Raw genomic sequence first — 24,913 nt, 5'->3', positions numbered from 1 at the left:
GTTTTTCACCAGAAAGAGGAGACGGCCCCATGCACCGCGAACTGAACCAACCGATGGGCGGCAACGAGATGCCGCGCTTTGGCGGCATTGCCACGATGATGCGCCTGCCGCAGGCCACCACGACCGACGGCCTCGACGTGTGCTTCGTCGGCGTGCCGCTCGATCTCGGCACGTCGAACCGCTCGGGTTCGCGCTTCGGCCCGCGCCAGATCCGCACCGAATCCGTGCTGCTGCGCCCGTACAACATGGCCACGCGCGCGGCCCCGTTCGATTCGCTGCAGGTCGCCGACATCGGCGACGTCGCGACCAACCCGTATGACCTGAAGGATTCGGTGCGCCGCATCGAGCAAGCGTATGACGAGATCGTCGCGAACGGCTGCCGGCCGATCACGCTCGGCGGCGATCACACGATCGCATGGCCGATCTTGCGCGCGCTGCACAGGAAGTACGGCAAGGTTGCCGTGGTGCACGTCGACGCGCACGCGGACGTGAACGACACGATGTTCGGCGAGAAGATCGCGCACGGCACGCCGTTCCGCCGCGCGGTGGAGGACGGCCTGCTGCAATGCGACAAGGTCACGCAGATCGGCCTGCGCGGCACCGGCTACCACGCGGACGATTTCGACTGGTGCCGCCAGCAGGGCTTCACGGTCGTGCAGGCGGAGGAATGCTGGAACAAGTCGCTCGCGCCGCTGATGGCGCAGGTGCGCGAACGCATCGGCGACACGCCGGTCTATCTGAGCTTCGACATCGACGGTCTCGATCCGTCGTTCGCACCCGGCACCGGCACGCCGGAAATCGGCGGGCTGACGGTGCAGCAGGGTCTCGAGATCATTCGCGGGATGAAGGGGCTGAACATCGTCGGCGCGGATCTCGTCGAAGTGTCGCCGCCGTACGATCCGGCCGGCACCACCGCGCTCGTCGGCGCGAACCTCGCGTTCGAGATGCTCTGCGTGATGCCGGGCGTCGCCTACCGCTAACCCGATCGACAGGAAAACGTTGATGTCAACCGCTCAGCTTTCCCCTTCCGCCACGGCCATCGTGCTGCCCGCCGCGCGCATCGCCGGCCAGCCCGTGCGCACGCATTCCGATGAAGCCGGCGCGCCGATCTTCAATGCGTCGACCGGCGAGACGATCGGCTGGCAGGAATTCGCGACGGCCGCGCACGTCGACGCCGCGGTCCGCGCCGCGCGCGCCGCGTTCGCCGGCTGGCGCGACACGCCGCCCGCCGAGCGCGGCCGCCTGCTCGCGACGATCGCCGCGCGCGTCGAAGCCAACCGCGAACGCCTTGCGGCGCTGCAGATGCAGGTGAGCGGCAAGCCGCCGTTCGAAGCGGACGCCGACGTCGGCGACGTCGCCGCGACGTTCGCGTACTACGCGCAGCTGTGCGAGAACCCGGCGCTGTTCGCGGCCGAGCCGGTCGCGCTGCCGAGCGACGCCGTCGCCGCCGAGCGCTTTCACGATGCGGTCGGCGTGGCCGCGCTGATCGTGCCGTGGAATTTCCCGATGGTCACGACCGCGTGGAAGCTCGCGCCCGCGCTGGCGGCCGGCTGCACGGTCGTGATGAAGCCGTCCGAACTGACGTCGCCGACCGAGCACGCGCTGCTCGATCTGATCGCCGAAGCCGGCGTGCCGGACGGCGTCGTCAACGTCGTGAACGGCGGTGCGGAAGTCGGCGCGGCGCTGACCGCGCATCCGCTGGTCGACAAGATCTCGTTTACCGGCAGCACGGCCGCCGGCCGCAAGGTCATGCAGGCCGCGGCCGAGGACATGAAGCGCGTGACGCTCGAACTCGGCGGCAAGTCGTCGCTGATCGTGCGCGACGACGCCGATCTCGACGTCGCGGTGTCGCTGGCGGTGGCCGGTGCGTTCACGAACGCGGGCCAGATGTGCTCGGCCACCGCGCGCATCCTCGTGCACGACAGCGTGTACCGCAGCTTCATGGCCGCGTTCGAGACGGCCGTGCGCGCGCTCGTCGTCGCGCCGCCTTCCGCCGGACACGTCGCGATGGGGCCGCTGATCTCGGCCGCGCAGCGCACGCGCGTCGAGGCAATGCTCGAGCAAGGCATCGCGGCCGGCGCGCGCGTCGCGTTCAGCGGGCGCGTCGCCGAGGGGGGCGGCAATGGCTTCTTCATGGCGCCGGTCGTGGTCGCCGAACCGGCCGTCGACAACCTGCTGTGGACCGATGAAGTGTTCGGCCCGGTCGCGTGCGTGAAGTCGTTCCGCACCGACGACGAGGCGATCGCGCTCGCGAACGACACGCGCTACGGGCTCGTCGCGACCGTCGTGACGCGCGACGCGGAAATCGCGAAGCAGTTCCAGGCGCGCGTGCGCGCCGGGCTCGTGTGGATCAACGCACCGCAGCTCATCTATCCACACGTGTGCTGGGGCGGTTTCGGGCTCAGCGGGATCGGCCGCGAACTCGGCGTGACGGGCCTGCGCAGCTACCAGGAGCTTCGCCACGCGATGCGCGCGATCGATTGACCGGGGCGGCCGGCCGAAGCATGCGATGCACGCTTCCGAAGGTGACGATGTCCGCGCATGATCGCGGCGTCGTCACGGTCGATGTGCCGCCGCTTCGGCCTCGGTGTCGTGATACTCGACGAACGTCGCGATCTTCCCGTTTTCGATCGTGAGCAGATGCACCCAGTCGTCTTCGTACGTGCGACCCGTGGCGTGAACGTGCCAGCGTTGCGTGCCGAGCACGACGACCCGGTTGCCGCTGGCGATGAACTCGAGCGGCTCGAACCGTTCCGCGGTCTGCGTCGACGCAAGCGCCGCGAAGAACGCCGCGACCGCCTGCGGCCCATGTCGCCTGCCGACGAACGGAACGACGTCGGCCGGCCCCGGGATGAACCAGTCGATACTGTCGGAAAGCGTCTGCAGAATGCCGTCGATATCGGCCCTGCCGAACGCCGCGTATGCCTGCTGCACGAGTTGCACGTTGTCTTGTTCGCTCATCGCACCCTCCCGCCTTCGCCGGTTCGCCGCGTCGCGGCACGGAATTCGGGCCGCGGACAATTCAGCATAGTCGAACCGCGAGGCGGCACTTATGCGTGTTCTCCAGCAGTCGGGCGGCGTGAATTCCGTATGAGCAATCGGCGGTGGCGCTAACCCGACGCCACGATGACGTGCGCCTGAATCTTGCCGACCACCGGCCCGTCGCCATGACGGTCGGCAATGGCCGCGGTTGCTCGATCCGTGGCGAACTGAAGCAAGCCGGCATCGCGCGCGACGATTTCGTCGTGCAGCGGCGTTCCCAGGCAATACGCGGTGGCGACATCGCGTGCAGACGCCGCGCGACTTGCCTTCTCGTGCGTCGCGATATCGACGTTGGCGAAACCCGCGCGGCGCAGATCGTCCCGGATCAGCGCGACATCGTGATAGCCGTGCGGCGTGCGGGCGAGGAATCGCGGCGGGTCATGCGGAAACAGCGCCGCGACGGCCTGGGTGATTTCATCGGCAAAGGCATTTTCCTCGATGCGATCCCAGACACTGAAGACGAAACGCCCGCCCGGCCCCAGCACGCGCCGCGCCTCAACGTAGCCGGCGACCCGGTCGGGAAAGAACATCGCACCGAACTGACAGCAGACGACGTCGAACGACGCGTCCTCGAACGGCAGCGCGAGCGCGTCCGCCTGCCGCCATTCGATACGGGTGTCGGCTCCCTGTCTGGTGACGGCGTAGTCGAGCATCGGCTGGTTGAGGTCCGTCACGACGTAGCGCACGCCGGGGCCGAGCCGTGACGCAAGCGCCCGCGTGACCGCGCCGCTGCCGGCGGCGGTTTCGAGCACCGAGCAAGGCGCGAAGGCGGCGACGCGCTCCGCCAGGTCGGCAGCATATTCCGCGAAGATCAGCGGCACCATCAGCGTGTCGTAGAACGCGGGAATCGAGCCTGAAAACACCTTGTCGCGATCGGTCATCACGCCCCCTTGCAAACGTCGAGTGACGCGGTTGCGCGTCTGTTTCGGCACACACCAAGCCATGTCGAACGCGGGACAGGCTTGATACATGATAGGCGTTGAAAGCGGCGCGCGGCGCCGGCGGCGAATGCATGCCGAAGACCACGGTTTCCGGGGCGGAAACACGCCGACGCAAAGAGCCGATCGGCGACATCGATCGAGATCCGCGAAGTGTGTTCGTTGCGTAATCGATATATCCCATAGAATATATCGCCATCTGCACCAACGGAGATTCACCATGCCCCGCACGCCGACGGATCGCGCTCCGCGACGCACCGCACGCGCCCAGACGTCGGCGCCGACACCGATACGCAAGATCAGCGCGCTCCGGCCGTTGTCGAGCGACGAACGCGCGCAGCAGGTCACGGACGTCGTCGATGCGTTCCGGCGCCTGCGCGGCAGCGTCATGCGCTTCATCCGCGTTTTTTCCGCCGTGACGGACGACACGCTGTCCGCGCTGAGCCTGCGCGACCTGCTGTCGACGCTCGAGCGCGACGCTCACGCCGCCCGCTTCACGCGCGTGTCCGACCTCGAACGCGCGATCGCGCTGGCACGCGACCTCGAGCGCACGCGCGACGACGTGTTCTCCGACGCATTCAGCAACGACCCGGCCGCGATGCGCGACGCGGTGGCCGCGCTGGAGCGCGTCGACGTGCTGCTGGTCGGGCTGTGCGTCGAGCACGTGATCGAACGTCATGCATCCGCACCGCGCCCGGAATCGGCTGCCCTCTGCTGAGTTGTGAATCGCGCATTTCGCCGGCATTTCGACCGTTATATTCCGTGGTATATTTCGCTCCATCTTTCGCGCATCCGTCTCCGGCCCGTCGGGCCCGGATCGAGGTCCACATGCACGCTCCGCCCTTTCGCCTGGCCCGCACGGCGGGCCTGCCGCCGTCCGGTGGCCCTGCGTCCGCCGGCTCCGGGCGGACCGACGCCTGCTGCACGCCGTCCCGTGTGCAACAAGTCGAGCTGAAGCGCCGCGCGCGTCTGTCCGAGCTCGATTCGAACCTGCATTGCTCGATCGTCGGCACGTGCCTGACCACGCACGAACTGCGCAAGCTCGTACCGAAATTCACCGATCTCGACCGCCAGCGCGCGACCGATCTGGACATCCACCACGCGGCCGTCCAGCTCGCGATCGAGGGCGCGGCCGGCGGCAAGGCACTGCACAAAGTGCTCGACGAACGCTATGCGGGCGCGATACACGCGTTCGACAAGGCAAAGGACGCCGACGCGCTTCTCGCGCTGTGGCAGGACGCGCTGAAAAGCGGCGACATCCCGCCCGCGTACTGGGCGCTGATGACGCATCCGCGCACGACGATGGCCGTGCGCCAGGCCGCGTTCGGCGATTTGCACATGCTGTCGCACCTCGTCGGCGCAGCCAATCGTGCCGACATTCGCCGGCTGGTCGCGCTCGAGGAAGAAAATGCCGCGCTGCACGCGAAGATCGAGCGGCAACAGGCACGCCTGCACGAGATGAGCATGGCGCGCGATGCCGCATTGAAGGAACTGGATGAACGCGATGCACGCCGAAACGCACCGACGACGAGCGCCGAAAGCGCGTTGCGTGACGAAGTGCGAGAACTGCGCGAGGCGCTGGCCGCGCGCGACGAACGCGTGGCGCTGCACACGAGCCGCCGCGAGGCGGCGGAACAGCGGATCGCCGCGGAACAGGCGAGCGCGCGGGCGATGCGCGCGCGGCTCGACGACCTGACGGCGATGGTGAAGACCCTGCGCGCCGAGGCGAGCGCGATCGAACAGACGGTGCAGGCATCGACCGACGATCCGGCCGCGCCCGCGGCGGAGTCGCTGTCGATGCTGCGGCGCAAGCGCGTCGTCTATGTCGGCGGCCGGCCCGGGTCGAACCGCGCGATCCGGCGGATCGTCGAGACGGCGGGCGGCGAACTGACTTTGCACGACGGCGGCATCGAGGATCGCAAGGGCCTGCTGGCCGCCGCGCTGCCGGGCGCGAATCTGGTGGTATTCCCGGTCGACTGCGTCGACCACGATTCGGTGAACCTGCTCAAGCGGATGTGCGAACGCCACCAGATCGCGTACTACCCGCTGCGGACCGCGAGCGTCGCCAGTTTCGTCGAACTCATCGGGCGGCTCGATGCGCATGCGCGCGAGGTCGTGCCGCCGGATGTGCCGGCGGGTGAAGCGTCGCGCTTCTGCCTGCGGCACGGGTAGGCCACCGGCATCGCACGACCGTGCAACCGCGCAAGCTTCAGCGGCGCACCATCTTGGTCAGTGCGGCGATTTCGCCCGCACAGGCCGCGTACGCCCGTTCCTCAATCTCGCGATAAAGCCGGATGATCTCTTCGCCGACCGGCGTGAGCACACTGCCGCCACCACTCTGGCCGCCGTGTTCGGACACCGTCGCGGGCGACTTCAGCGACCGGTTCAGTTCGTCCATCAGCAGCCATGCGCGCCGGTACGACATCTCGAGGCTGCGCGCCGCCGCCGAAATCGAGCCGTGCTCGCGCACGGCCTCGAGCAGCGCGACCTTGCCCGGCCCGAGCGCGATCGTGCCGGCCTGCTGGATGCGCATTCTGAACCGCACCTCTGGCTTGGAGTGTGCCGAAGTCTTCATGTTGTCTGCCGGTGGAACGATGCGGGCAAGCATACACGATGGATGACGCGGCACGCCGGCCCCCATCACGACAGCACGATGTTCCGGATGGCCTTCTTGATGCTCGGGTAGCTGTCGACCGATTCCGCCTTCTGGTCCGTCACGAGAGTGCCGATCCGCGCGGGTTCGCAAAAGCCGATCCGGCTGTTCGTGCCGAGCTTGCTGAAGTCGGCCAGGATCGCGACGTCCGCCGCGTTGGCGACCATCGCGCGCGCGACTTCCGTTTCCATCCGGTCGTAGTTCGTCGCGCCGCGCACGTGGTCGACGCCGACTGGCGACAGCAACGCGAGATCGGCGCGATAGCGGAAGATCTCGGCGATCGTCCCGTCGCCGACCGTCGCGGCCGCGCGGCTGCCGATCATCCCGCCGAGCAGGATCGTTTCGTTCTTCGCCTGGCCGGGGTCGCTCGAGCGCATCTTCAGCGCGACGTCGATCGAGTTCGTGACGATCGTGAGGCCGGACAGTTTCGCCAGTTCCTCGGCCAGCAACGTGGTGGTCGTGCCGGCATCGATGAACAGCGTCTGCGAACCCGTGACGAGCCGTGCCGCGGCGCGCGCGATCGCCTGCTTCGCCTTCACGTGCGTCTGCGCGCGTTCGGCGATCGGCGCTTCGTCTCCCACCTGCACCGCGCCGCCGTGCACGCGTTTCAGTTCCCCCATCGCCTCGAGATCGACGAGATCGCGGCGCACGGTTTCCCGCGACACGTTCAGGTCAGCCATGATCCGGTCGGTGGAGACGCGCTGCATCTTCGATAACAGAAGCCGAATCCTCTGATATCGCTCTTCTTGCCACATGAAATGTCCTTGGAAATGAACGTCAATGGTATTCGAACCGAGGCTACGCGGCGCTCTCCTCCATCTTTTTGACCCCGCCGAGGGTCTGCAGTGATTGACGGACCACCTGGAATTCGCGGCTCGTCATCTTCGAGAACACAACGTGGATCCGGTCGTCGTCCGGTGTTGCGTCGTCCTGTTCGATGACGAACTGGACGATGCGCGCCTGGTCGATGCCGGGCATCGCCTGCAGCGACGTCAGCTTCACCGCGCCGCGGCTCGCGAGGATGCGCACGCCCCAGCGCTGCCGCGCGGCGAAGAAGCGCTTCTCGATCGGCTTCAGGCCGGCGAGGATCGTCAGCACGATCGCCGTCGCGGCGATCGCGGCGACGTACATGCCGCCGCCCACCGCCAGCCCGACCGCCGCGACGACCCACAGGCTCGCCGCCGTCGTCAGCCCGCGGATGATCTCCCCGCGCAGCATGATCGACCCGGCACCCAGAAAGCCGATGCCCGACACGACCTGCGCGGCGACCCGCGACGGGTCGAGCGAGACGTTCTTCGCATTCTGGATGTCCGCGAAGCCGAACGCCGACACGACCATCACGAGCGCCGCGCCGACCGCCACCAGCATGTGCGTGCGCAAGCCGGCCGCCCACGACAGCCGTTCGCGCTCGATGCCGATGATGCTGCCCAGCAGCGCGGCCAGCAACAGGCGGGAGATGATTTCCATCTGACTGATCATGCGATGCCTCCTTTTCTTGAACCGACTCGATGAAACGCGGCCCGCCCGGACCGCCGCCCGACGTGTCCTGCTTTCGTCCGGCTGACGGTTCGCGCGCGCCGCGGGTTGTATTTTTGTGCGAACTTGCGATTTTGTGCGTTCTAATATACGTTACGAAAAACCGCGCGGCTAGACCCAAGTTCGCTTGTTTCATCCGATCAATACGATCGATCGTCGGACCACTCACGCAACCCGATCCGGAACACTTGCTTAGGAGACCAACATGATGAAGAAGGCATGGATGCTGGCCGCAATGCTGCTCGCGTCGATCGCGACGGCGCCCGTTCACGCATCCGAAAGCGACGTCTGCAGGAAGGTGACGCTCGGCGACGTCGGCTGGAGCGACATCGCGGCCACGACCGGCGTCGCGATGATGCTGCTCGACGGGCTCGGCTACGAAGCCAGCAAGACGATCGCGTCGCCGCCGATCGTGCTGGCCGGCGTGAAGAAGGCGCAGATCGATGCGTTCCTCGGCTACTGGGATCCGAGCATGACGCCGACGGTGAAGCCGTTCGTCGACGCCGGCGCCGTGCACCTGCTGCCGCAGCCGAATCTGGTCGGCGCGCGTTACACGCTGGCCGTGCCGCAATACGCATCGGACAAGGGCCTGAAGAGCTTCGCCGACATCGCGAAGTTTCGCGACCAGCTCGACGGCAAGATCTACGGAATCGGCGCTGGCAACAACGGCAACGCGCTGATCCAGCGGATGATCGACAGGAACGAATTCGGGCTCGGCGGCTTCAAGCTCGTCGAGTCGAGCGAGGCCGGGATGCTGGTGCAGGTGACGCGCGCGGTGCAGGAACACCGGATGATCGTGTTCCTTGCGTGGGAGCCGCATCCGATGAACATCAACTACAAGATCGCATACCTGGAAGGCGGCGACGGCGTGTTCGGCCCGAACTACGGCTCGGCGAAGGTCTACACGCTCGTCACGCCCGGCTACCTCGAACGCTGCCCGAACGTCGGCCGCCTGCTGACCAACCTGAAATTCACGACCGACGAAGAGAACCAGCTGATGGTGCCGATCATGAATCACGCGGACCCTGTCGCGGTCGCGAAGGAATGGGCGAGGAAGAACCCGGGCGTGCTGTCGAAGTGGCTCGACGGCGTCACGACCATCGACGGGAAGAACGCGAAGGACGCGATCGAGAAACTCATCGGCGCATGAGCACGCCAGCAGGCAGGCAATACAAGGACTCTCACATGCACAGGAATCTCGCGCTGTTCGATCTCGACCATACGCTGCTTCCGCTCGACAGCGACCAGGCCTGGGGCCGCTTCATCGCCCGGATCGGCTCGCTGGAGGACGACAGGCACGCGGCGCTGATCGACGAGCACTACGGCCACTACGCAGCCGGCACGCTCGACATGGACGCGTATCTCGCGGTGACGCTCGCGCCGCTCACCCGCTATCCGCGGGCCCAGCTCGAACGCTGGCACGCGCAATTCATGGACGAGGTGATCCGGCCGGCCATCACGCCGCAGGCGCGCGCGCTCGTCGATCGCCATCGCGAGAACGGCGATCTCTGCTGCATCGTCACGGCGACCAACGTGTTCGTGACGGGGCCGATCGCCGCCGAGTTTGGAATCGAGCATCTACTCGGCATCGAGCTCGATACCGACGACGGCACGCCGGGCGGACGATTCACCGGACGCAGCACCGGCGTGCCGAGTTTTCGCGAAGGGAAGGTCGTGCGCACGAACGCATGGCTCGAATCGCTCGGCTACGCACCGTCGGATTTCGAACGAACCTACTTCTACAGCGATTCGATCAACGACGTGCCGTTGCTGGACTACGTCACGCATCCGGTCGCGACCAATCCCGATGCAAGGCTGTCGCACGTCGCCGGCACGCGCGGATGGCCTGTCATGAAGTTGTTCTGATTCGGACGATATTCTCCGCTGTTCATTTCATTTCTGGAGGGGCAATGAAAGCAGGAACAGGAACGACGCACGTCAATCACTCAGGAATCCGACTCGAATCGAGTCGCGACCACTCCGCTCCGCCCGTCGGCAAGGAAAGTCATTTTCCGCACTGGCGCGGCGCTTTCATGATCGCGCTCCTTTGCACGCTGGCCGGTTGCGGCGATGGCGATTCCGGCGCGGCCGGCAACCTCGCCGCGAACCGCGCATCGGCATCGGGCCCGGCCGCCGCGCCGGTCCTGCATTGCGCCACGGCTTGCCACTGACGGGCACCTGCCCTTGTCCGGCGTGACTGCGATCGCAACGCGCGGCGTTTGAAGCGCGGGGGCGTCCGGCCAGTCCGTCCGGCCATTCATGACAGAGAGCGAACATGCAAAACAAATCCACGACACGACGTCAGTTCCTGGCCGATGCGCTGAAGCTCGCGGGTGCCACGGCAGTCACCGGCATGCTGCCTGAAAGCATCCTGCGCGCGCAGTCGATTCCGGCAGCGACCGTCACCGGCACGATCCAGGACGTGAAGCACGTCGTGATCCTGATGCAGGAAAACCGGTCGTTCGACCACTACCTCGGCACGCTGCGCAGCGCGCGCGGCTTCGGCGATCCGCGCCCGGTCGTGATCTCGAGCGGGTATCCGGTCTGGCGCCAGCCATGGCTGCTGTCGTACGTGTTCCCGTTCAACCCGTCGCCGCCGGCCGGCAGCGCGAACGGCGACACCTATTACGGCGACCTCGACCACAGCTGGAACGGCACGCACAGCGCATGGAACAACGGCTGTTACGACAACTGGGCCGGCGCGAAGACCAGCGGCACGATGTACTACTTCACGCAGAACGACATCCCGTTCTATTACGCGCTAGCGAGCGCCTTCACCGTGTGCGACGGCTACCACTGCTCGATGCTCGGGCCGACCGACCCAAACCGCCTGTATCTGTGGACCGGTTGCTGCGGCAACGTGCCCGGCTACACGCCGTACACGACCAACACGATGACCGGCACCGGCTGGACCACGATGCCGGAACGGCTGAATGCGGCCGGCGTCACGTGGAAGTTCTACCAGGACAAGGGCAACGGGCTCGATGCCGCGCACGGTTACGGCGAGTACAACGGCTCCAGCAAGGATCTCTGGTGGAACGGCAACTACGGCGACAACGTCATCCTCAACTTCAGGCAGTACCAGAACCTCGGCGCGACCGATCCGCTCGCGCCGGCGCTCAACGGCACGCAAATCGACCCGACGGGTGGCGGCACCGAATACGACACGCGCCTGTTCAGCCAGTTGCAGGCCGACGTCGCGAACGACACGCTGCCGCAGGTATCGTGGATCGCCGCGCCCTACGCGTACTGCGAACATCCGTCGTGGGCCGCGAGCGGCGGCGAATGGTATGTGAGCAACGTCCTCAACGTGCTGACGTCGAATCCGAAAGTCTGGGCCAGCACGGTGCTGCTCGTGATGTACGACGAGAACGACGGCCTGTTCGACCACGTGCCGCCCGCCGTGCCATCCAGCGCATCCGCGGGCACAGGCCGGTCGACGGTCTCGACCGCGGCCGAATTCGTCGGCAGTAGCGGCGCGGCGTCCGACGGATCGGCCAGCGGCGACGTGCCGATCGGCCTCGGCCCGCGTGTGCCGATGTTCGTGATCTCGCCGTGGTCGAAAGGCGGCAAGGTCAACTCGCAGGTGTTCGATCACACGTCGGTGATCCGCTTTCTGGAAACGCGCTTCGGGCTGCAGGAAACCAACATCACGCCGTGGCGGCGCACCGTGTGCGGCGATCTCACGTCGGCATTTGACTTCACGAATCCCGACCAGACGGTGCCCGCGATCCCGAGCCCGGCCAGCAACATGGACCCGAACGGCTGGACGGTCATCATCCCGCCGGCGACCACCACCGCTGTGCCGGCACAAACGACCGGCCGCAATGCGGCATGCCGGCTGCCTTACGAGTTCTTCGTGCAGGGCAAGGTCAACCGCTCCGGCAGGACGCTCGCGCTGACGATGACCAATACCGGCACGGCGGGCGTGCATCTGCAGGCGTGGGTCGACGGCACCAGCACGATCCCGCGGCAATACACGATCGGCGCCGGCGCGAACGCGTGCACGACCCTGTCCGATTCGCTCGCGCTGAACTCGGCCGGCGGCTACGACTATTCGGTCTACGGGCCGAACGGATTCCTGCAGACGTTCCGCGGCAACGTCGGCGCGTCGGGAAATACCGGTTCGTCGGCCGAAGTCAGCCTCTGTTACGACGTGCAGAACGGCAACGTACAGATCACGCTCGACAACACCGCCGGATCGAGCGCGACGACGTTCCAGCTCGTCGACAACGCGTACGGAATGAACACGCCGCAGTCGGTCAGCGTGCCGGCCGGCGCGACGCAGGCCGTGACGTGGTACGGCGACTCAGGCTGGTACGACGCGAGCATCCGCGACGCGAACGACCCGAACTTCCTGCGCCGTGTGGCCGGCTGCGTGCAGGCGCAAGCAGGCGCGCTGCTGACCGATTCGGCGATCGGCAATACGAACGGGAAGTTCGTGCCCGCGCTGTCGTCGCAGGGCTCGTCGTACGGCACGCTGCGGTTCGACTACGTCGTGCCGCCATGGCGCCACAGCCCGAAGAACTGGGTCGGCATCTACCCGCGCGGCGCGCAACCGACCAAGGGCGGCTACAAGTCGTGGGCGTATCTGCCGAAGAGCACGGGCTCGCTGCTGTTCTCGACGACGGCGAACAGCGCGCTGGCGTCGGGCCAGTACGATGCGTGGTTCCTCTTCGACGACGGCTACACGCCGCTGGCAGGCCCGGTCGCGATCAGCATCTGACGAGCGGCGGGCGACGCGCGTTCACGGCGCGCGTCGCCCGGCTCGGCTCTCATCAGCAAGTCCTCGTGGAACGCGCCGAACGGCCGCGTCGGATGCGCGCTCCGGATTTCGAGGATCCACAGCCCGGCGGCCGGTGCGCCGTCGGAATCGCCCAGATTGCCAACCTTGTAGACCGCGTGCATTCTTGCGCGCCGCATCTCGCCGAGCGAAAACGCTTCGCCGACGGCTTCCCGCTGCGTCGAATTCAACATCGTGCTCCTGTGCCGGCGAATATGGGCCGGTGCGGTCGATCGCCGTTTCGATATGCACCGCTGAACATATCGCGTTCCGCGCCGATGCGTGGCGTGATTGCATACCCGTTCCAGGTCGGTGCAGCGACGCCGCCGATATCCCGCATAATCGGGCGTTGAATCGCGCCGCGGGGGAAGCATTGTGCGAGCGCAGCAATTCGAAACAGGAACGGGCGCGATCCGGCTCACCGCAAGGCGGTGGCGCTCGCCCCGGGGGAATACCCGGCAATCCCGCTGAAGACAGGACACCGACACACATGGACCGAGCCGAGCACATCAGCATCGAACAGGCGGTCGATCTGCCCGCCGACGAACTGAACGGATGCGACTTTTCGTTCGAGATCGCGTGGGAGCTGAATGCGCCGTACCAGGATCTGCTCGATTTGCGCGCGCTGCCCGTGCGGCGCAAGGACTACGGCTTCGACCCGGCCGGCTGGGCGCGCGAGGCGTCCAGCGGTACCGCGCTGTTTCGCGCGAGCGCGGGCGGGCGCCTCGCGGGATTCGTCGCGATCACCGAAAGCTGGAACGGGATGGCCGAAATAGCGGAACTCGCGGTCGACCGCGGTTGCCGGCGCCAAGGGATCGGCCAGTTCCTGCTGGCGGCCGCGGAAGCGTGGGCGCGCAACCGCGGGTTCGGCTTCATGCGGCTGGAAACGCAGGCGAACAACGTCGCGGCCTGCTGCACGTACGCGCGTGCGGGCTTCGTCATCGGCGGCCACGACCGCTTCCTTTACGCCGACGGCGCGAACGACGGGGAAGTCGCCCTCTTCTGGTACAAGGACCTGCGTGACGGGCAGTCCGCGAAGAGCCGGACGGTCGATCCGGAATCGATGCGGCCGGCGTCCTGACCGACGACCAGCCGCAGCCCCGGTCCTGCTTTCGCGTTACTTCCGCGTCGCGACGATGAACAGGCGCGGAAACGGCAGCAGCACGGTGCCGTCGTCGAGCAGCGGATAGCCGTCCGGACCGGCGAGCGCGTCGCGATAGCGCGCGACGAATGCGTCGCGTTCGCTTTCGTCCAGCGCCGCGAGGAACGGCCGCAGCGCGCTGCCCTTGAACCATTCGACGACCGCATCGATCCCGCCGCGCAACGGATGGTAGTAAGTCGTGCGCCAGACATCCACCCGCGAACACGACGGCGACAGCAACGCGTAGTAATACCGCGCGTCGAACCGCTCGGTGCGCGCCGCGTCCTTCAGCTTGTGCGCCCACGGTCCGGCCGCGGCGACCTCGCGCATCAGCCGGTGCGCGGGTTCGTCGAGGTTGTCCGGCATCTGCACGGCGAGATGGCCACCCGGCGCGAGCCGGCCGACGAGCGACGGAAACAGCGTGTCGTGCGCGGGCACCCATTGCAGCACCGCGTTCGACAGAATCAGGTCGTAGCCGCCCGGATCGTCCCAGGTGGAGACATCCGCGAGATCGAAACGCAGCGCGGGCAGGCGCTTGCGCGCGGCCGCGATCATGTCCGGCGACGCATCGATCCCGCGAACCGTCGCGTCGGGCGCGCGCGCAATCAGCGCTTCGGTCGAATTGCCGGGCCCGCAGCCGATGTCGATCGCGGTATGGATCGGCGTATCCGGCACGGCGGCCAGCAGATCGCGCACGGGCCGCGTGCGTTCGTCTTCGAATCGCACGTACTGGTTGGCGTATTGATCGAGTGATGTCGTCACGGTATGCCTCCTGGTCGGCGTAGACGGCGTCGGGATATCGACAGCCATCGATGCAGCGCATTCTGCGATCTCGCTGTTCTTCAGTAAAATGAATTTAATATCGTTATTGATTCATATTTCTGATGAAAATCGATACGCTCGGTGTCCAGGCTTTCGTCGCGATCGCCGACGGCGGCAGCTTCAGGCAGGCGGCCGACACGCTGCACGTCACGCAAACGGCGATCACGCAACGGCTGCGCAAGCTCGAATCGTTTCTCGGCGTCGCGCTGATCGAGCGCACGACACGCCGCACCACCCTCACCGAAATCGGCCGGCGTTTCCTGCCGCAGGCGCGCCGGCTGCTGAACGAGCTGTCGGACGCGCTGACCGAAATCCGCGAAACGGGCCTGAGCCAGCGCGGCGACGTGACGATCGCGTGCGTGCCGACGGTCGGCGTTCAGTATCTCCCCCGTATTCTGCGTGCGTTTTCCGGGCACCGGCCGCACGATCGCGTGAAGATCCTCGATCACGCGTCGGCGTCGGTATTGCAGGCCGTGCTGCGCCGCGAAGCGGAATTCGGGATCAGCATCGCGGGCGACCAGCACCCCGAACTCGTCAGCGTGCCGCTCACGCATGATCCGTACGTGCTCGTCTGCCGCGACGATCATCCGCTCGCGAAGCGTCGGCGGATCCGTTGGGCCGCGCTGCAACCGCATCCGCTGATCTTCGCGGGCGAGGTGAGCGGAAATCGCGGGCTACTCGAAGGTGCGCTGAAGACGAGCGGCGTGTCGCTGCATTCGTTCTACGAAGTGCAGCGCAGTTCGACCGCACTCGGCCTCGTCGCCGAAGGGCTCGGCGCCGCCGTGGTACCGAAGCTCGCGATCCAGAAGAACGCGTATCCGATGATTCGCACGATCGAACTCGTCGAGCCGTCGGTGTCGCGCACGCTGGTGCTGGTCAAGCGCCGGGCCGCGCAGTTGTCGCCCGCGGCGCAGGCGCTGTACGACATGATCGTCGAGCGCGCGACGCCGGGGCGGTGACGTCAGGCAACGTCGTTCAAAGCGCCTTGACCATGAACACGCGCGCCGTCCCTTCCGGCTCGCACGGCACTTCGCCGAATGCCTCGTACCCGTGCTTCCGGTAGAAATCCGGCGCCTGGAACGTAATCGTGTACAGCACCGCGCGGGCGCATCCGCGCCGCTTCGCTTCCGCTTCGGCCTCGCGCAGCAGTCTGCTGCCGAAGCCGCCGCCGCGCAGCGATTCCGGCAAGTAAAAGAGGTCGATGAAGAAGAGGCCGAGCGACGTTCGGCCGGTGAGCCCGCCCAGGACCTCGCCGGTCGCGGGATCGGTCACGTAGACGTCGAGCGCTGCCGTGTCGCTGCGGCCCGTCATCGCGTGGTTGAATTCGCCGAGCTTGCGGCTGATGAAATCGCGGGCAGCCGGTTGTTCGGTGTCGGTGAGCTGAAGGGAAACGGCGGGATGCGCGGTCATGGAATGGAGACGTGCGTGAATGAGCCGCCGAACGTGCAGTGTTCGTGACGGGCGTCGGGCGACTATAGCGCGTTCGGCGGCAGCGTCTTCACGAAGAACGCCATCAGCTGACTATGGCCCCATATACAAGCCGTCATCTGGATGCCGAAATGTTCCGATTTATCCGGTAAAATCGCCAACCAAGAGCATTCCTACGATAAATCCGGCGGAGAGAGACGCCCACTCGTCGTTCTCGATCCAAGAGGGCCACGGCGATGAATTCACAAGAACTCGTGCGCACAATCGGCGGCGGCCTGTTTCAACAAGGTCGCCTGCTCAGGCTCGATACCCCGCTCGGCCAGAACGTGTTGCTGCCCCAGACGGTTCACGGCGTATCGCGGCTCGGCCGCGAATTCACGATGACGGTCGATGCCGTCTCGACCCGCGACAACATCGAGCTGAAGAAGCTGATCGCGCAGCCGGTCACGCTATGGGTCGAACAGCAAGGCGACGCCTACCTGCCGTGGCACGGCTACGTGCAGACCGCGCGCCGGCTCGGCTTCGACGGCGGCATCACCGCATACCAGATCCGTTTCATGTCGTGGCTCGGCTTCCTGCGGTATCGCCGCGACCAGCGCATCTGGCAGGATCGCACCGCCGATGAAATCATTACCGACGTATTCAATCAGCATCCGCAAGCCGGCGGGATGTTCCGTTTTGCACTCTCCACGCCGCTGCGAAATCGTTCGTTTTGCATGCAATTCGAGGACGACTGGCATTTCGTCCACCGCCTGCTCGAGGACGAAGGCTTGTTCGGTTATTTCGAGCAGGCCCCGGACGGCTCCCACCATACGCTGGTGATCACCGATTCGCTCCACTCGCTGCCCGCCGCGGTATCGTCCCGCGTGCCGTTCCAGCGCGCGGCCGCCAGCGACGAGACCCAGGCGCTGGTCCAGTGGTCAGGCACGCGCACACTGCAAAGCAGCCGTTACACGACGCGCACGTTCGACTACAAGTCGCCCGGCTCCGCGCTCAATCCGAAAAGCACCGACATCCCGGCCCGGCCGAACCAGGGCGACCTGCCGGACCAGGCCGAGGTCTACACGTATACGGGCGCCTATACGTACGGCGCACAAGGTGACGGCAACCGCCAATCGACTATCCGGATGGAAGAATGGGAATCGCGCGCGAAGCGGTTCCACGGGATCGGTGGCATGCGCGGCATCGACGCGGGCCAGGTGTTCGAGCTGACCAGCCATCCTGCCCATCCGCCCGCCGAACAGGACGCCAACCGGTTCGCCATCGTCGAGACGGTCTGGTGGATCAGGAACAACATCCCGGCCACGCCGACGCATTTTCCGCACGGGCTGGCCGCGCGGTTCGACGCGATGAAGGCACAGCTCGGCGACGCGGCCGCCGCGATGGCTGTACGCCACGCCGACGGCAGCGAGGGTTTCTATCTCGTCGAGATTGAGGCGCAGCGCCAGACGGTGCCCTTTCGCAGCCCGTTCGAGCATCCGAAGCCCGAGATGCACCTGCAGACCGCGACCGTCGCCGGGCCGAAGGGCGAGGAAGTGCATACCGACGAACTGAACCGGATCAAGGTCCGGTTCCACTGGGACCGCCTGAACGAAGGCGACGAGCGCGCATCGTGCTGGCTGCGCGTCGCATCGTCGGACACGGGTGACGGATACGGCAGCGTGCACGTGCCCCGCATCGGCGAGGAGGTTGTCGTCGACTGGATGTCCGGCGACTGCGACCGGCCGATCGTCACGGCCCGGCTCTACAACGGCGCGACCAAACCGCAGTGGCACACGGACGGCCTGCTGTCCGGCTTCCGCTCGAAGGAATATGCCGGCGGCGGCTACAACCAGCTCGTCATGGACGACGCGACCGGGCAAAACCGCGCGCAGCTCTACAGCAGCACGGCGAACAGCCTGCTGCATGTCGGCTATCTGATCGAACAGTCCGGCAACACCCGCGGTGCGTACGTCGGCAGCGGCTTCGACCTCAGGACCGATGCATACGGCGCCGTGCGCGCGAATCAGGGCCTGTACGTGACGACGCATCCGCAGACGGTGTCGAGCCAGCCGCTCGACGTGCGCGAGGCGCAGCAACAGCTCATCGGCGGCGAAGGCCTGCTCGAATCGCTGTCGAGCGTGAGCGAAGCGCATCAGGCCGACACGCTGCAACCCGGTCGCGACGCGCTGAAGACGTTCACCGACGCGACCCAGCAGAGCGTGCCCGGTGCCGCATCGGGCGGACGCACGGCAGGCGGCGGCACGGGCAACGCGAACGCGTTCGCGCAGCCCGTGATGCTGTTCGGCAGTCCGGCCGGCATCGGGATGGCCAGCCAGCAGTCGGTGCAGGTGGTCGCGGATCAGCATGTCAACGTCGTCAGCGGCCAGAACATGCATCTCGCGGTCGGAAAGTCGCTGATCGCGAGCGTGATCTCCTCGGTGAGCCTGTTCGCGCAGAACGCGGGGATGAAATGGTTCGCCGGCAAGGGCAAGATCGAGATCCGCGCGCACGACGACGACATCCAGCTCACCGCGCAGAAGACCGTCAAGGTCGTCTCCGCCACGGCACGGGTCGACGTCGCATCGAAGCAGCCGATCCTGTTGACGTCCGGCGGCGCATACATTCGCATCGGCAACGGCAACATCGAGATCCATGCCCCCGGCAAGGTGGAATTCAAGGGAAGCGACCACAGCTTCTCGGGGCCGACGAGCCTCGACTATCCGCTGCCACGCCTGCCCGAAGGCGTATGTTCGGAATGCCGCCGCAGCGCCGCGAAAATGAAGTCCGCACTGACACCCCGGACATGAACGACGCTGCCTCCATGAAGCTGTTTCGCGATCTGGCGCGCGCGTTGCCGCTGCCGACGCAATGGCCACGCACGACCGCAGCGCAGCGGCACGACGATCTGCGCGACTGGCATCGCACGCGGCAAGTCGAGCACACGCGCCCGTTGCGCCTGATCGCGCTCGTCGACGGCGCGCTGGACGATTCGATGCTCGACGCGGCTCGTGCGCGGACCATCGCGTGGCAATCGTTGTATCCGGACACGATGCTCGAAGCATCACGTCCCGAAATGGGACCGCTCCTGCTCGATCTGACGGAAGACGACGATGCATCGCGCGGGATGATGCTCGACCTGCTGAATGCAGGCGGCGAATCGGATCTCGTCGTGTGGCTCAAGACGAGTCACTCGGTGTCCGAACTCGCGGCTTATCTGCATCCGCTTGCCGAAGCCACGTTGCCCGATACGCGTCAGGCGTTGCTGCGCTATTACGACCCGTCGGTTCTTCAGAATCTCTTGCCGGTCCTTACGCCCGCGCAACGCGGCGAATTACTGGCGGCGTTCGTCGAGTTGCGTTTTCGGTTCGATCCGTGGGAGGCCGTGGCGGGCGAGGAAAAAGGACCGCTACCCATGCCCGCCGCGACGCCGATCGTGTTCACGGACACGCAATACGACGCGCTCGCGCGGGAAGGCTTCGCGGAGACGCTCTATTTCCAGTTGCGCGACGAGTTCCTGCCGCCAGTGTCGGCAGTACCGGACCGCTGGGGCATTCGCTATGTGAAGGACCTGGTTGCACGTGCGCGGGAGCAGCATGGGCTCGCGAACGAGAACGATCTCGCGTATTTCGTGCTGGTCGGGATGAACGTGCATCCGGCGTTTGATGCGTATCCGGCGATTGCCGGGAAGATCGCGGCGCGCGGAGACGATCCACCGCCGTTGTCGTCCACGCTCGACGATGTCGATGCTCAAGTGTGGGCGGAACTGCTGGATGGGCATCCGCTGGCGGGTTACGCGGCGGAACGGCAACCGGCGGCGATGGCGGCGGAAGATGCGCGGCCAGATGCGGGTTGAACGGCGGGAGGCGGGGATGTTGAGTGGAATGCGTCGTGCGATTGCCGCAGGGATTACGATCGCAGGCAGCTTATGCTACGCACCGGCACACGCGGAGAGCGAAGGGCCGTATCGCGTCGTGGGCTTCAACTACACCGATCGCGGCGTCTACAATTTCGTCGTCGACGGATTCGGTGCAGGCAGCGTGTACGCCCGCCAGTTCGGCGGAGGCGGCGGGACGGTCTGTTGCATGCGGGTGCCGCGCAACAAGCAGACCTGGCACCTCAAGGTCACGTACGACCTGACTCCCGAAGAGGATGCGAAGAACCTGTCGCCGGAAATCTACGAGACGAACATCACCGTCCCGAAGTTGCCGAACAAGCGCGACGGTTATATCGAGTTTCGTTTCCTGCCTGACCGCAAGATCGAAGCCCAATGGGTCGAGTACCCGACCGGTCTGCGCAACTTGAACACAACGAGCAACGCGTCGTCTGCGACGAACTGAATGACAGGAACATCGACATGCTGAATTTTCTTCGCCGCCTCGTTCGTAACCCGATCGTCGTTGCGGTAATGCTGCTTGGCGGGGGATGGTGGGTGCATGCGCAGACCGCCAGCTACGGCCCCTATCGCGTCGTGGGTTTCAACTATACCGATCGCGGCGTCTATAACTTCGTCGTCGATGGATTCGGCGCAGGCAGCGTGCACGCCCGCCAGTTCGGCGGCGGCGGCGGGACGGTCTGTTGCATGGAGGTGCCGCGCAACAAGAAGACCTGGCACCTCAAGGTCACGTACGACCTGACTCCTGAAGAGGATGCGAAGAACCTGTCGCCGGAAATCTACGAGACGGACATCACCATCCCGAAGTTGCCGAACAAGCGCGATGGCTATATCGAGTTCCATTTCCTGCCTGACCGCAAGATCGAGGCCCAATGGGTCGAGTATCCGACGATGCCGCGCATGGGCGCCACCAACTAGCCGAGCGAGGAAAGCATGCCGAACGAGACCGCCGCCGCGCAAGGCGCCACGCAAAGTCAATCCGAATCCGGCGCCGCGGCGTCCCGCGCCGCACGCGCCGCAAGTGTCAGCGCGCAATTGCCCGCAGATCCGCCAAGTCCGTGCTTCCGCTGCAATCAGGAGATCTATCAGAGCTTCTTCTTCGATGGTTTCGCGCAGGGAATGGCAGACACCGATCGGCTATCGAATATCGCTCGCCTCTTCAACGCGCATGCGGACAGCAGCGACGAGTTCGGTATCTACAAGATGTATTACGAAGGCATGGGCCGCGACCTGTCGGTGCAAACAGTCGGCACCGCCAAGAAGGTCTTGACGGACGCGAGCGCCGCGTTGCTCAAGGAAGCCGACGGCAAGTTGATCAAGGACCCGGGCAAGAAAATCGCCGCCGACATCGGCCAACGGTTTCGCGACTCCCCTGCGGACAAAGGCCTGCTCTCGCGGGGAAAATCGTCCATCCTGGACGGACTGGATCATGCAGGCGAAACCGCACGAGGCAAGATCAAGGAATCGCTGACACTCAAAAAGGTAGGCGTCGATCTGCTGCCGGCCACCGTGACGATCGCGGCAGACTCCGTTCCGGTTGTCCGGGACAGTGAATTCGCGGCCGGTTATATGGGTACGGGTTTCGATGCACGCGTCAACAAGGCGATTGCCGATTTCAAGAGCAACGTCGAACACGCACGAGCAACCGACAAGCGTGAAATCAAGCGCATCCGCGTATCGCTTTTCGGATATGACCGTGGTGGCGTTATTGCGCGGAAGTTCGCGAACGAACTGATCGGAAAAATCTGCAAGCAGAAGGATGGAAAAATCACTTTTGACGAGATCGAGGTTCAGTTCGATTTCATGGGACTCTTCGATTGCGTATCGACGTCCTACGCGGATTCAATCTTCACCAAAGTCGTCGCACCGGTACTGGGTGTCGTTCCCGGAGAGGGAAAGGTCGCCAGCCTCAGCATCAAGGGATTGAGCCTTTTCGTCGCGCTGTCCAAGCAATCGCTCGGTCAATTCGATATCCAGAAGGAATTCAAGTCGATCGTCCACCACGTCGCCGCGACCGAGCTGCGCTTTTACAAAAATCTGGATTCGCCGAGAAAGTCACCCGACAATGCGAATCTTCGGGAAATCGTCTATCCCGGCAGCCAGTCGGATGTCGGCGGCGGATTCGTCGAAGGAGAGGATCAGAAATCAGCCGAACTCGCGCGTGTATCTGCACGAAACATGCTGGACAGCGCCTGGTCGGCCGGCGTACCGATGCTGCCGCTCGCGAAGTTGCGGGCCATTTCGCCGATGGCTGCACGCGAATTCGATTTTCGGAAGACCGTCAACGTCAACGGCAAGGATCTCAACGTCAATGACCTTTTCGGCGCATACACAGCCATGCTGCCGAAATCGACCGGCACGCTCGAGGCCAATTTCCTCGAACATCAAAAACTGTTCGTGTCTTGGGCCCGTCACGTCCATGATCGTACGGCGCACGAAAGCGCCGGCAACAACCTGTTCATCAACACCGTCGACGCCGACGTCTACAACGCGATCTTCCCCAATGGCGGCGGTCTGCCAAATTACGAAGGCCGCGACTGGTACTACAAGAGCCAGGACCCGAACTCCAAGGTTCCGCAGTTCACGTTCGGCGAGCGCCGCACGGTCGACAACATCTCCGACAAGACGGTGCGCGCCCTGGCCACAGCATGGGTGCATCCGCCGAAACTGTCACCGGAAGTCATCGCGTTCTTCGACAACTTCGTTCACAACACGATCACGCGACTCAACAACGTGTCGCTTGGCGACGGCGTATTCATGCAGCTTCGCGAAATCGAGGAGAAAGGCTGGATGGCGCGCAAGACCGACACAGCAAAGGACTACGTGAAAAAGGTCATGGGCAACATATCGAAGGACATCAAGGACGCGCAGGACGAGTACATCCGGCAAGTCACGTCGGGCCAGATCCCGCACGGTGCGTCGATCGGCGATCTCTCCGGCGACTGAACGGCACCCGGCGCACGCGACCGGGTGCCGTTCTCATTCAACCCGCGTCAGTTGTACCCGAGAATCGCCACCGCCGCGACATCCGGCCGATCGATCGTATTCCCGACGAGCGACGTCATCGGCTCCTGCAGCACGGCCTGATACGACGTCACACGCGCCTCCTCCGGCGCGCCGGCTTCGTCCCATACCGGCTCGTCGAATGCGTCGAGGCCACTGAAGAACCCGGGTTGCGTTTGCGTAAAAGTCATCTCCACTCCTTTTGATATGTCGTCGATGTTCTAATTTGCCTGTTTCAACGCCGCTGCCTGCACGGGTGCGCCGTCATGCGCGCCCTCCGACCGTGCAAGTTGCGCGCGCGTGCGCCGCGTGATGTGAATCACCGCGAACACGACCGGCGCGATCAGCAAGCCTTCCGCCAGTTCGGGATCGACCGGCAGGTTCATCACGTGCAGCGCCTTGAACGCCGCTGTCGCGAGTGACAGCACGTAGTACGAAATGGCTGCCACCGACAATCCTTCAACCGCGTGCTGCAGATGAAGCTGATTGCGCGCGGTGCGCTCCATGCCGGCCAGCAAGCGCGTCACGTCCTTTTCCTGCGCGAGATTCACGCGCGTGCGCAACAGGTCGACCGCGCGCGCGATCCGCGCGGCGATCTGCTCGTGACGCGCCCACACGCTGCGGCAGGTTTCCATTGCCGGCGCGAAGCGCCGCTCCATGAACTCGGCGATCGTCGGCATCCCTTCGATGCGCTCCTCGCGCAATTCGTGGATGCGCGCCAGCACGAGCTTTTCGTAGGCACGCGACGCGCTGAAGCGGCCGCCGGACCCCGACAGCGCCTCGACCCGCACCGCGAGATGCGTGAGCTTCACGAGCAAGGCCGCGTCGTCGCCGTCGGCGCCGCTCGCGTCCATCCGCTGCATCAGCGCATGCAGCGCCGCATGGATCTCGTCGAGCTCGCGGCTCATCCGCCGCGCGACCGGCAACGCGAGCAGCGCCATCATCCGGTACGTCTCGATTTCATACAGGCGCTGCAGCAGTCGGCCGCCCTGCTCCTCGCGAAAATCCTCGTCGACGACGAGAAAGCGCATGAAGCCGTCGTCACGCACGTGCCAGTCGCAAAACACCTTGCCGCCGCCCAGCACGTTGCTGCCGACGAGCGCGGGCCCGTCGATCCAGCGGCGCATGTCACCGCACACGAGCCGCGCGGCATCGCCCGACAGCAACTCCATGCGCACCGCGACGAAGCGGATACCCGCGAGCCGCGCGAACCACGCGGCCGGAATCCCTTCGATCGCGAGATCGTCGAAATAGCCGGTGTCGCGACGCGGCGCGACGAACGTGAACGTCGAGAATTCGGTGTGTCGCTCCCACTTCAGATGCCAGCCGCACGGCGACTGCACCGCATGATGGGTCGCGCCGTCCTGCGGCACGGCAATGCCGGTGTCGCGACACAGCGCGTGCAGCAGCGTTTCGTGGATGTCGGGCTGGCCGTCCGCGTAGATCGCGTAGTGCGTGAGCGACACGGCCTCGGCGAGCCGCAGGAACGGCCGGGCATGCAATTCCGCGGCCAGTGCGGCGCGCAACGGATGATCGATCATCGGTACACCACTCTTCCCTGTTCAACGCTGTGTGCCGGGCACGCCGGCGTGATAGCCGCACCGCATCGAACGACACGGCTGGCTCGATGCCACTATGGCAGACACACAGCGACAATAAAAACGCATAATGCTGATCGTTACATTCAGTTTTC

25 protein-coding genes are annotated in these 24,913 nt (G+C 65.4%); 15 read left to right on the top strand and 10 right to left on the bottom strand.

Translation table 11 applies throughout. The annotated features are described in order from the left end of the window. Positions 1–29: 29 nt before the first annotated feature. Positions 30–980, top strand: a complete 951-nt coding sequence (gene speB, locus WS87_RS18425; RefSeq protein WP_059818414.1) for an agmatinase — start codon at positions 30–32, stop codon at positions 978–980. A gap of 22 nt (positions 981–1,002) precedes the next feature. Further along, a complete protein-coding gene (locus WS87_RS18420; RefSeq protein WP_059818415.1) occupies positions 1,003–2,484 on the top strand; it encodes an aldehyde dehydrogenase family protein in 1,482 nt (493 codons plus the stop codon). A gap of 72 nt (positions 2,485–2,556) precedes the next feature. Here the strand turns inward: WS87_RS18420 and WS87_RS18415 are convergent, their stop codons facing one another. Both WS87_RS18415 and WS87_RS18410 read right to left on the bottom strand, forming a co-directional pair. Continuing rightward, the gene (locus WS87_RS18415; RefSeq protein ID WP_059818416.1) at positions 2,557–2,961 is read right to left on the bottom strand and encodes a nuclear transport factor 2 family protein; all 405 of its coding nucleotides are present in this window, start codon (positions 2,959–2,961) and stop codon (positions 2,557–2,559) included. Between the two features lie 149 nt (positions 2,962–3,110). Beyond that, positions 3,111–3,923, bottom strand: a complete 813-nt coding sequence (locus tag WS87_RS18410; protein ID WP_059818417.1) for a class I SAM-dependent methyltransferase — start codon at positions 3,921–3,923, stop codon at positions 3,111–3,113. A 277-nt stretch (positions 3,924–4,200) separates the two neighbouring features. Here WS87_RS18410 and WS87_RS18405 point away from each other — a divergent pair, with 277 nt between their 5' ends. After that, on the top strand, positions 4,201–4,698 hold the full coding sequence (locus WS87_RS18405) for a hypothetical protein (protein ID WP_082750625.1): 498 nt from the start codon (positions 4,201–4,203) through the stop codon (positions 4,696–4,698). 110 nt (positions 4,699–4,808) lie between these two features. Then, entirely contained in the window at positions 4,809–6,152 is a 1,344-nt protein-coding gene (locus WS87_RS18400; RefSeq protein WP_059818418.1) for a DUF2325 domain-containing protein, read from the top strand. A 37-nt stretch (positions 6,153–6,189) separates the two neighbouring features. On the opposite strand, the gene WS87_RS18395 is transcribed toward WS87_RS18400, so the two are convergent. From WS87_RS18395 to WS87_RS18385, 3 genes are read right to left on the bottom strand one after another with little or no spacing between them, the layout of a single operon-like run. Next, positions 6,190–6,588 carry a winged helix-turn-helix domain-containing protein gene (locus tag WS87_RS18395; protein WP_244135308.1) on the bottom strand — a complete coding sequence of 133 codons (399 nt, stop codon included), beginning with the start codon at positions 6,586–6,588 and terminating at the stop codon, positions 6,190–6,192. 32 nt (positions 6,589–6,620) lie between these two features. Beyond that, positions 6,621–7,388 (bottom strand): DeoR/GlpR family DNA-binding transcription regulator, encoded by a 768-nt coding sequence (locus tag WS87_RS18390; protein ID WP_059818420.1) that lies wholly within the window; start codon positions 7,386–7,388, stop codon positions 6,621–6,623. A gap of 43 nt (positions 7,389–7,431) precedes the next feature. Further along, on the bottom strand, positions 7,432–8,112 hold the full coding sequence (locus WS87_RS18385; protein WP_059818421.1) for an MgtC/SapB family protein: 681 nt from the start codon (positions 8,110–8,112) through the stop codon (positions 7,432–7,434). Positions 8,113–8,374: 262 nt separating this feature from the next. Between WS87_RS18385 and WS87_RS18380 the strand changes: the two genes are divergently transcribed. From WS87_RS18380 to WS87_RS18365, 4 genes are all read left to right on the top strand, one after another. Continuing rightward, the gene (locus WS87_RS18380; RefSeq protein ID WP_082750626.1) at positions 8,375–9,319 is read left to right on the top strand and encodes a choline ABC transporter substrate-binding protein; all 945 of its coding nucleotides are present in this window, start codon (positions 8,375–8,377) and stop codon (positions 9,317–9,319) included. A 35-nt stretch (positions 9,320–9,354) separates the two neighbouring features. Beyond that, positions 9,355–10,035: an HAD family hydrolase gene (locus WS87_RS18375; protein ID WP_059818422.1), complete on the top strand. Its 681-nt coding sequence runs from the start codon at positions 9,355–9,357 to the stop codon at positions 10,033–10,035. 167 nt (positions 10,036–10,202) lie between these two features. Then, positions 10,203–10,340: a hypothetical protein gene (locus WS87_RS34275; RefSeq protein ID WP_223960215.1), complete on the top strand. Its 138-nt coding sequence runs from the start codon at positions 10,203–10,205 to the stop codon at positions 10,338–10,340. Between the two features lie 104 nt (positions 10,341–10,444). Then, entirely contained in the window at positions 10,445–12,895 is a 2,451-nt protein-coding gene (locus WS87_RS18365; protein WP_059818424.1) for a phosphocholine-specific phospholipase C, read from the top strand. On the opposite strand, the gene WS87_RS34270 is transcribed toward WS87_RS18365, so the two are convergent. Next, positions 12,856–13,146 carry a hypothetical protein gene (locus tag WS87_RS34270; protein ID WP_059818425.1) on the bottom strand — a complete coding sequence of 97 codons (291 nt, stop codon included), beginning with the start codon at positions 13,144–13,146 and terminating at the stop codon, positions 12,856–12,858. The two genes, WS87_RS18365 and WS87_RS34270, sit on opposite strands and share 40 nt — an antisense overlap. Positions 13,147–13,442: 296 nt before the next feature. On the opposite strand from WS87_RS34270, the gene WS87_RS18355 reads away from it, so the two are divergent. Then, positions 13,443–14,033, top strand: a complete 591-nt coding sequence (locus WS87_RS18355) for a GNAT family N-acetyltransferase (protein ID WP_059818426.1) — start codon at positions 13,443–13,445, stop codon at positions 14,031–14,033. 36 nt (positions 14,034–14,069) lie between these two features. Here the strand turns inward: WS87_RS18355 and tam are convergent, their stop codons facing one another. After that, positions 14,070–14,855: a trans-aconitate 2-methyltransferase gene (tam, locus tag WS87_RS18350; protein ID WP_059818427.1), complete on the bottom strand. Its 786-nt coding sequence runs from the start codon at positions 14,853–14,855 to the stop codon at positions 14,070–14,072. A gap of 122 nt (positions 14,856–14,977) precedes the next feature. On the opposite strand from tam, the gene WS87_RS18345 reads away from it, so the two are divergent. Next, on the top strand, positions 14,978–15,874 hold the full coding sequence (locus tag WS87_RS18345; protein ID WP_059818428.1) for a LysR family transcriptional regulator: 897 nt from the start codon (positions 14,978–14,980) through the stop codon (positions 15,872–15,874). Between the two features lie 16 nt (positions 15,875–15,890). Here WS87_RS18345 and WS87_RS18340 read toward each other — a convergent pair whose 3' ends face one another. Beyond that, entirely contained in the window at positions 15,891–16,325 is a 435-nt protein-coding gene (locus WS87_RS18340; protein WP_059818429.1) for a GNAT family N-acetyltransferase, read from the bottom strand. A 254-nt stretch (positions 16,326–16,579) separates the two neighbouring features. Here WS87_RS18340 and WS87_RS18335 point away from each other — a divergent pair, with 254 nt between their 5' ends. From WS87_RS18335 to WS87_RS18315, 5 genes are read left to right on the top strand one after another with little or no spacing between them, the layout of a single operon-like run. Then, positions 16,580–19,132, top strand: a complete 2,553-nt coding sequence (locus WS87_RS18335; protein WP_059818430.1) for a type VI secretion system Vgr family protein — start codon at positions 16,580–16,582, stop codon at positions 19,130–19,132. After that, positions 19,129–20,178 carry a DUF4123 domain-containing protein gene (locus tag WS87_RS18330; RefSeq protein ID WP_082750627.1) on the top strand — a complete coding sequence of 350 codons (1,050 nt, stop codon included), beginning with the start codon at positions 19,129–19,131 and terminating at the stop codon, positions 20,176–20,178. Before WS87_RS18335 ends, WS87_RS18330 begins: the two co-directional genes overlap by 4 nt. Continuing rightward, entirely contained in the window at positions 20,156–20,662 is a 507-nt protein-coding gene (locus tag WS87_RS18325) for a DUF3304 domain-containing protein (protein ID WP_236873252.1), read from the top strand. The genes WS87_RS18330 and WS87_RS18325 overlap by 23 nt, the downstream gene beginning before the upstream one ends. A 17-nt stretch (positions 20,663–20,679) precedes the next feature. Then, complete coding sequence (locus tag WS87_RS18320) at positions 20,680–21,135, top strand: DUF3304 domain-containing protein (RefSeq protein ID WP_059818431.1); 456 nt, start codon at positions 20,680–20,682, stop codon at positions 21,133–21,135. 15 nt (positions 21,136–21,150) lie between these two features. Then, positions 21,151–23,163 (top strand): phospholipase effector Tle1 domain-containing protein, encoded by a 2,013-nt coding sequence (locus tag WS87_RS18315; protein WP_059818432.1) that lies wholly within the window; start codon positions 21,151–21,153, stop codon positions 23,161–23,163. A 47-nt stretch (positions 23,164–23,210) separates the two neighbouring features. Here WS87_RS18315 and WS87_RS18310 read toward each other — a convergent pair whose 3' ends face one another. Together WS87_RS18310 and WS87_RS18305 are read right to left on the bottom strand one after the other, a co-directional pair. Continuing rightward, positions 23,211–23,411 carry a hypothetical protein gene (locus WS87_RS18310; RefSeq protein ID WP_059818433.1) on the bottom strand — a complete coding sequence of 67 codons (201 nt, stop codon included), beginning with the start codon at positions 23,409–23,411 and terminating at the stop codon, positions 23,211–23,213. A gap of 30 nt (positions 23,412–23,441) precedes the next feature. Next, a complete protein-coding gene (locus WS87_RS18305; RefSeq protein WP_059818434.1) occupies positions 23,442–24,761 on the bottom strand; it encodes a DUF3422 family protein in 1,320 nt (439 codons plus the stop codon). Positions 24,762–24,913 lie beyond the last annotated feature (152 nt).

It is taken from the genome of Burkholderia sp. MSMB0856, assembly GCF_001524645.2.
Taxonomy (GTDB): domain Bacteria; phylum Pseudomonadota; class Gammaproteobacteria; order Burkholderiales; family Burkholderiaceae; genus Burkholderia; species Burkholderia diffusa.
The sequence above is the reverse complement of the archived record's forward strand: the minus strand, read 5'-3'. Positions and strand labels throughout refer to the sequence as shown.

Excerpts from the sequence above, each read along its gene's own strand:
- speB (WP_059818414.1), top strand. The coding sequence starts at position 30 with ATGCACCGCGAACTGAACCAACCGATGGGCGGCAACGAGATGCCGCGC.
- WS87_RS18420 (WP_059818415.1), top strand. The coding sequence starts at position 1,003 with ATGTCAACCGCTCAGCTTTCCCCTTCCGCCACGGCCATCGTGCTGCCC.
- WS87_RS18415 (WP_059818416.1), bottom strand. The coding sequence starts at position 2,961 with ATGAGCGAACAAGACAACGTGCAACTCGTGCAGCAGGCATACGCGGCG.
- WS87_RS18410 (WP_059818417.1), bottom strand. The coding sequence starts at position 3,923 with ATGACCGATCGCGACAAGGTGTTTTCAGGCTCGATTCCCGCGTTCTAC.
- WS87_RS18405 (WP_082750625.1), top strand. The coding sequence starts at position 4,201 with ATGCCCCGCACGCCGACGGATCGCGCTCCGCGACGCACCGCACGCGCC.
- WS87_RS18400 (WP_059818418.1), top strand. The coding sequence starts at position 4,809 with ATGCACGCTCCGCCCTTTCGCCTGGCCCGCACGGCGGGCCTGCCGCCG.
- WS87_RS18395 (WP_244135308.1), bottom strand. The coding sequence starts at position 6,588 with ATGCTTGCCCGCATCGTTCCACCGGCAGACAACATGAAGACTTCGGCA.
- WS87_RS18390 (WP_059818420.1), bottom strand. The coding sequence starts at position 7,388 with ATGTGGCAAGAAGAGCGATATCAGAGGATTCGGCTTCTGTTATCGAAG.
- WS87_RS18385 (WP_059818421.1), bottom strand. The coding sequence starts at position 8,112 with ATGATCAGTCAGATGGAAATCATCTCCCGCCTGTTGCTGGCCGCGCTG.
- WS87_RS18380 (WP_082750626.1), top strand. The coding sequence starts at position 8,375 with ATGATGAAGAAGGCATGGATGCTGGCCGCAATGCTGCTCGCGTCGATC.
- WS87_RS18375 (WP_059818422.1), top strand. The coding sequence starts at position 9,355 with ATGCACAGGAATCTCGCGCTGTTCGATCTCGACCATACGCTGCTTCCG.
- WS87_RS34275 (WP_223960215.1), top strand. The coding sequence starts at position 10,203 with ATGATCGCGCTCCTTTGCACGCTGGCCGGTTGCGGCGATGGCGATTCC.
- WS87_RS18365 (WP_059818424.1), top strand. The coding sequence starts at position 10,445 with ATGCAAAACAAATCCACGACACGACGTCAGTTCCTGGCCGATGCGCTG.
- WS87_RS34270 (WP_059818425.1), bottom strand. The coding sequence starts at position 13,146 with ATGTTGAATTCGACGCAGCGGGAAGCCGTCGGCGAAGCGTTTTCGCTC.
- WS87_RS18355 (WP_059818426.1), top strand. The coding sequence starts at position 13,443 with ATGGACCGAGCCGAGCACATCAGCATCGAACAGGCGGTCGATCTGCCC.
- WS87_RS18345 (WP_059818428.1), top strand. The coding sequence starts at position 14,978 with ATGAAAATCGATACGCTCGGTGTCCAGGCTTTCGTCGCGATCGCCGAC.
- WS87_RS18340 (WP_059818429.1), bottom strand. The coding sequence starts at position 16,325 with ATGACCGCGCATCCCGCCGTTTCCCTTCAGCTCACCGACACCGAACAA.
- WS87_RS18335 (WP_059818430.1), top strand. The coding sequence starts at position 16,580 with ATGAATTCACAAGAACTCGTGCGCACAATCGGCGGCGGCCTGTTTCAA.
- WS87_RS18330 (WP_082750627.1), top strand. The coding sequence starts at position 19,129 with ATGAACGACGCTGCCTCCATGAAGCTGTTTCGCGATCTGGCGCGCGCG.
- WS87_RS18325 (WP_236873252.1), top strand. The coding sequence starts at position 20,156 with ATGCGCGGCCAGATGCGGGTTGAACGGCGGGAGGCGGGGATGTTGAGT.
- WS87_RS18320 (WP_059818431.1), top strand. The coding sequence starts at position 20,680 with ATGCTGAATTTTCTTCGCCGCCTCGTTCGTAACCCGATCGTCGTTGCG.
- WS87_RS18315 (WP_059818432.1), top strand. The coding sequence starts at position 21,151 with ATGCCGAACGAGACCGCCGCCGCGCAAGGCGCCACGCAAAGTCAATCC.
- WS87_RS18310 (WP_059818433.1), bottom strand. The coding sequence starts at position 23,411 with ATGACTTTTACGCAAACGCAACCCGGGTTCTTCAGTGGCCTCGACGCA.
- WS87_RS18305 (WP_059818434.1), bottom strand. The coding sequence starts at position 24,761 with ATGATCGATCATCCGTTGCGCGCCGCACTGGCCGCGGAATTGCATGCC.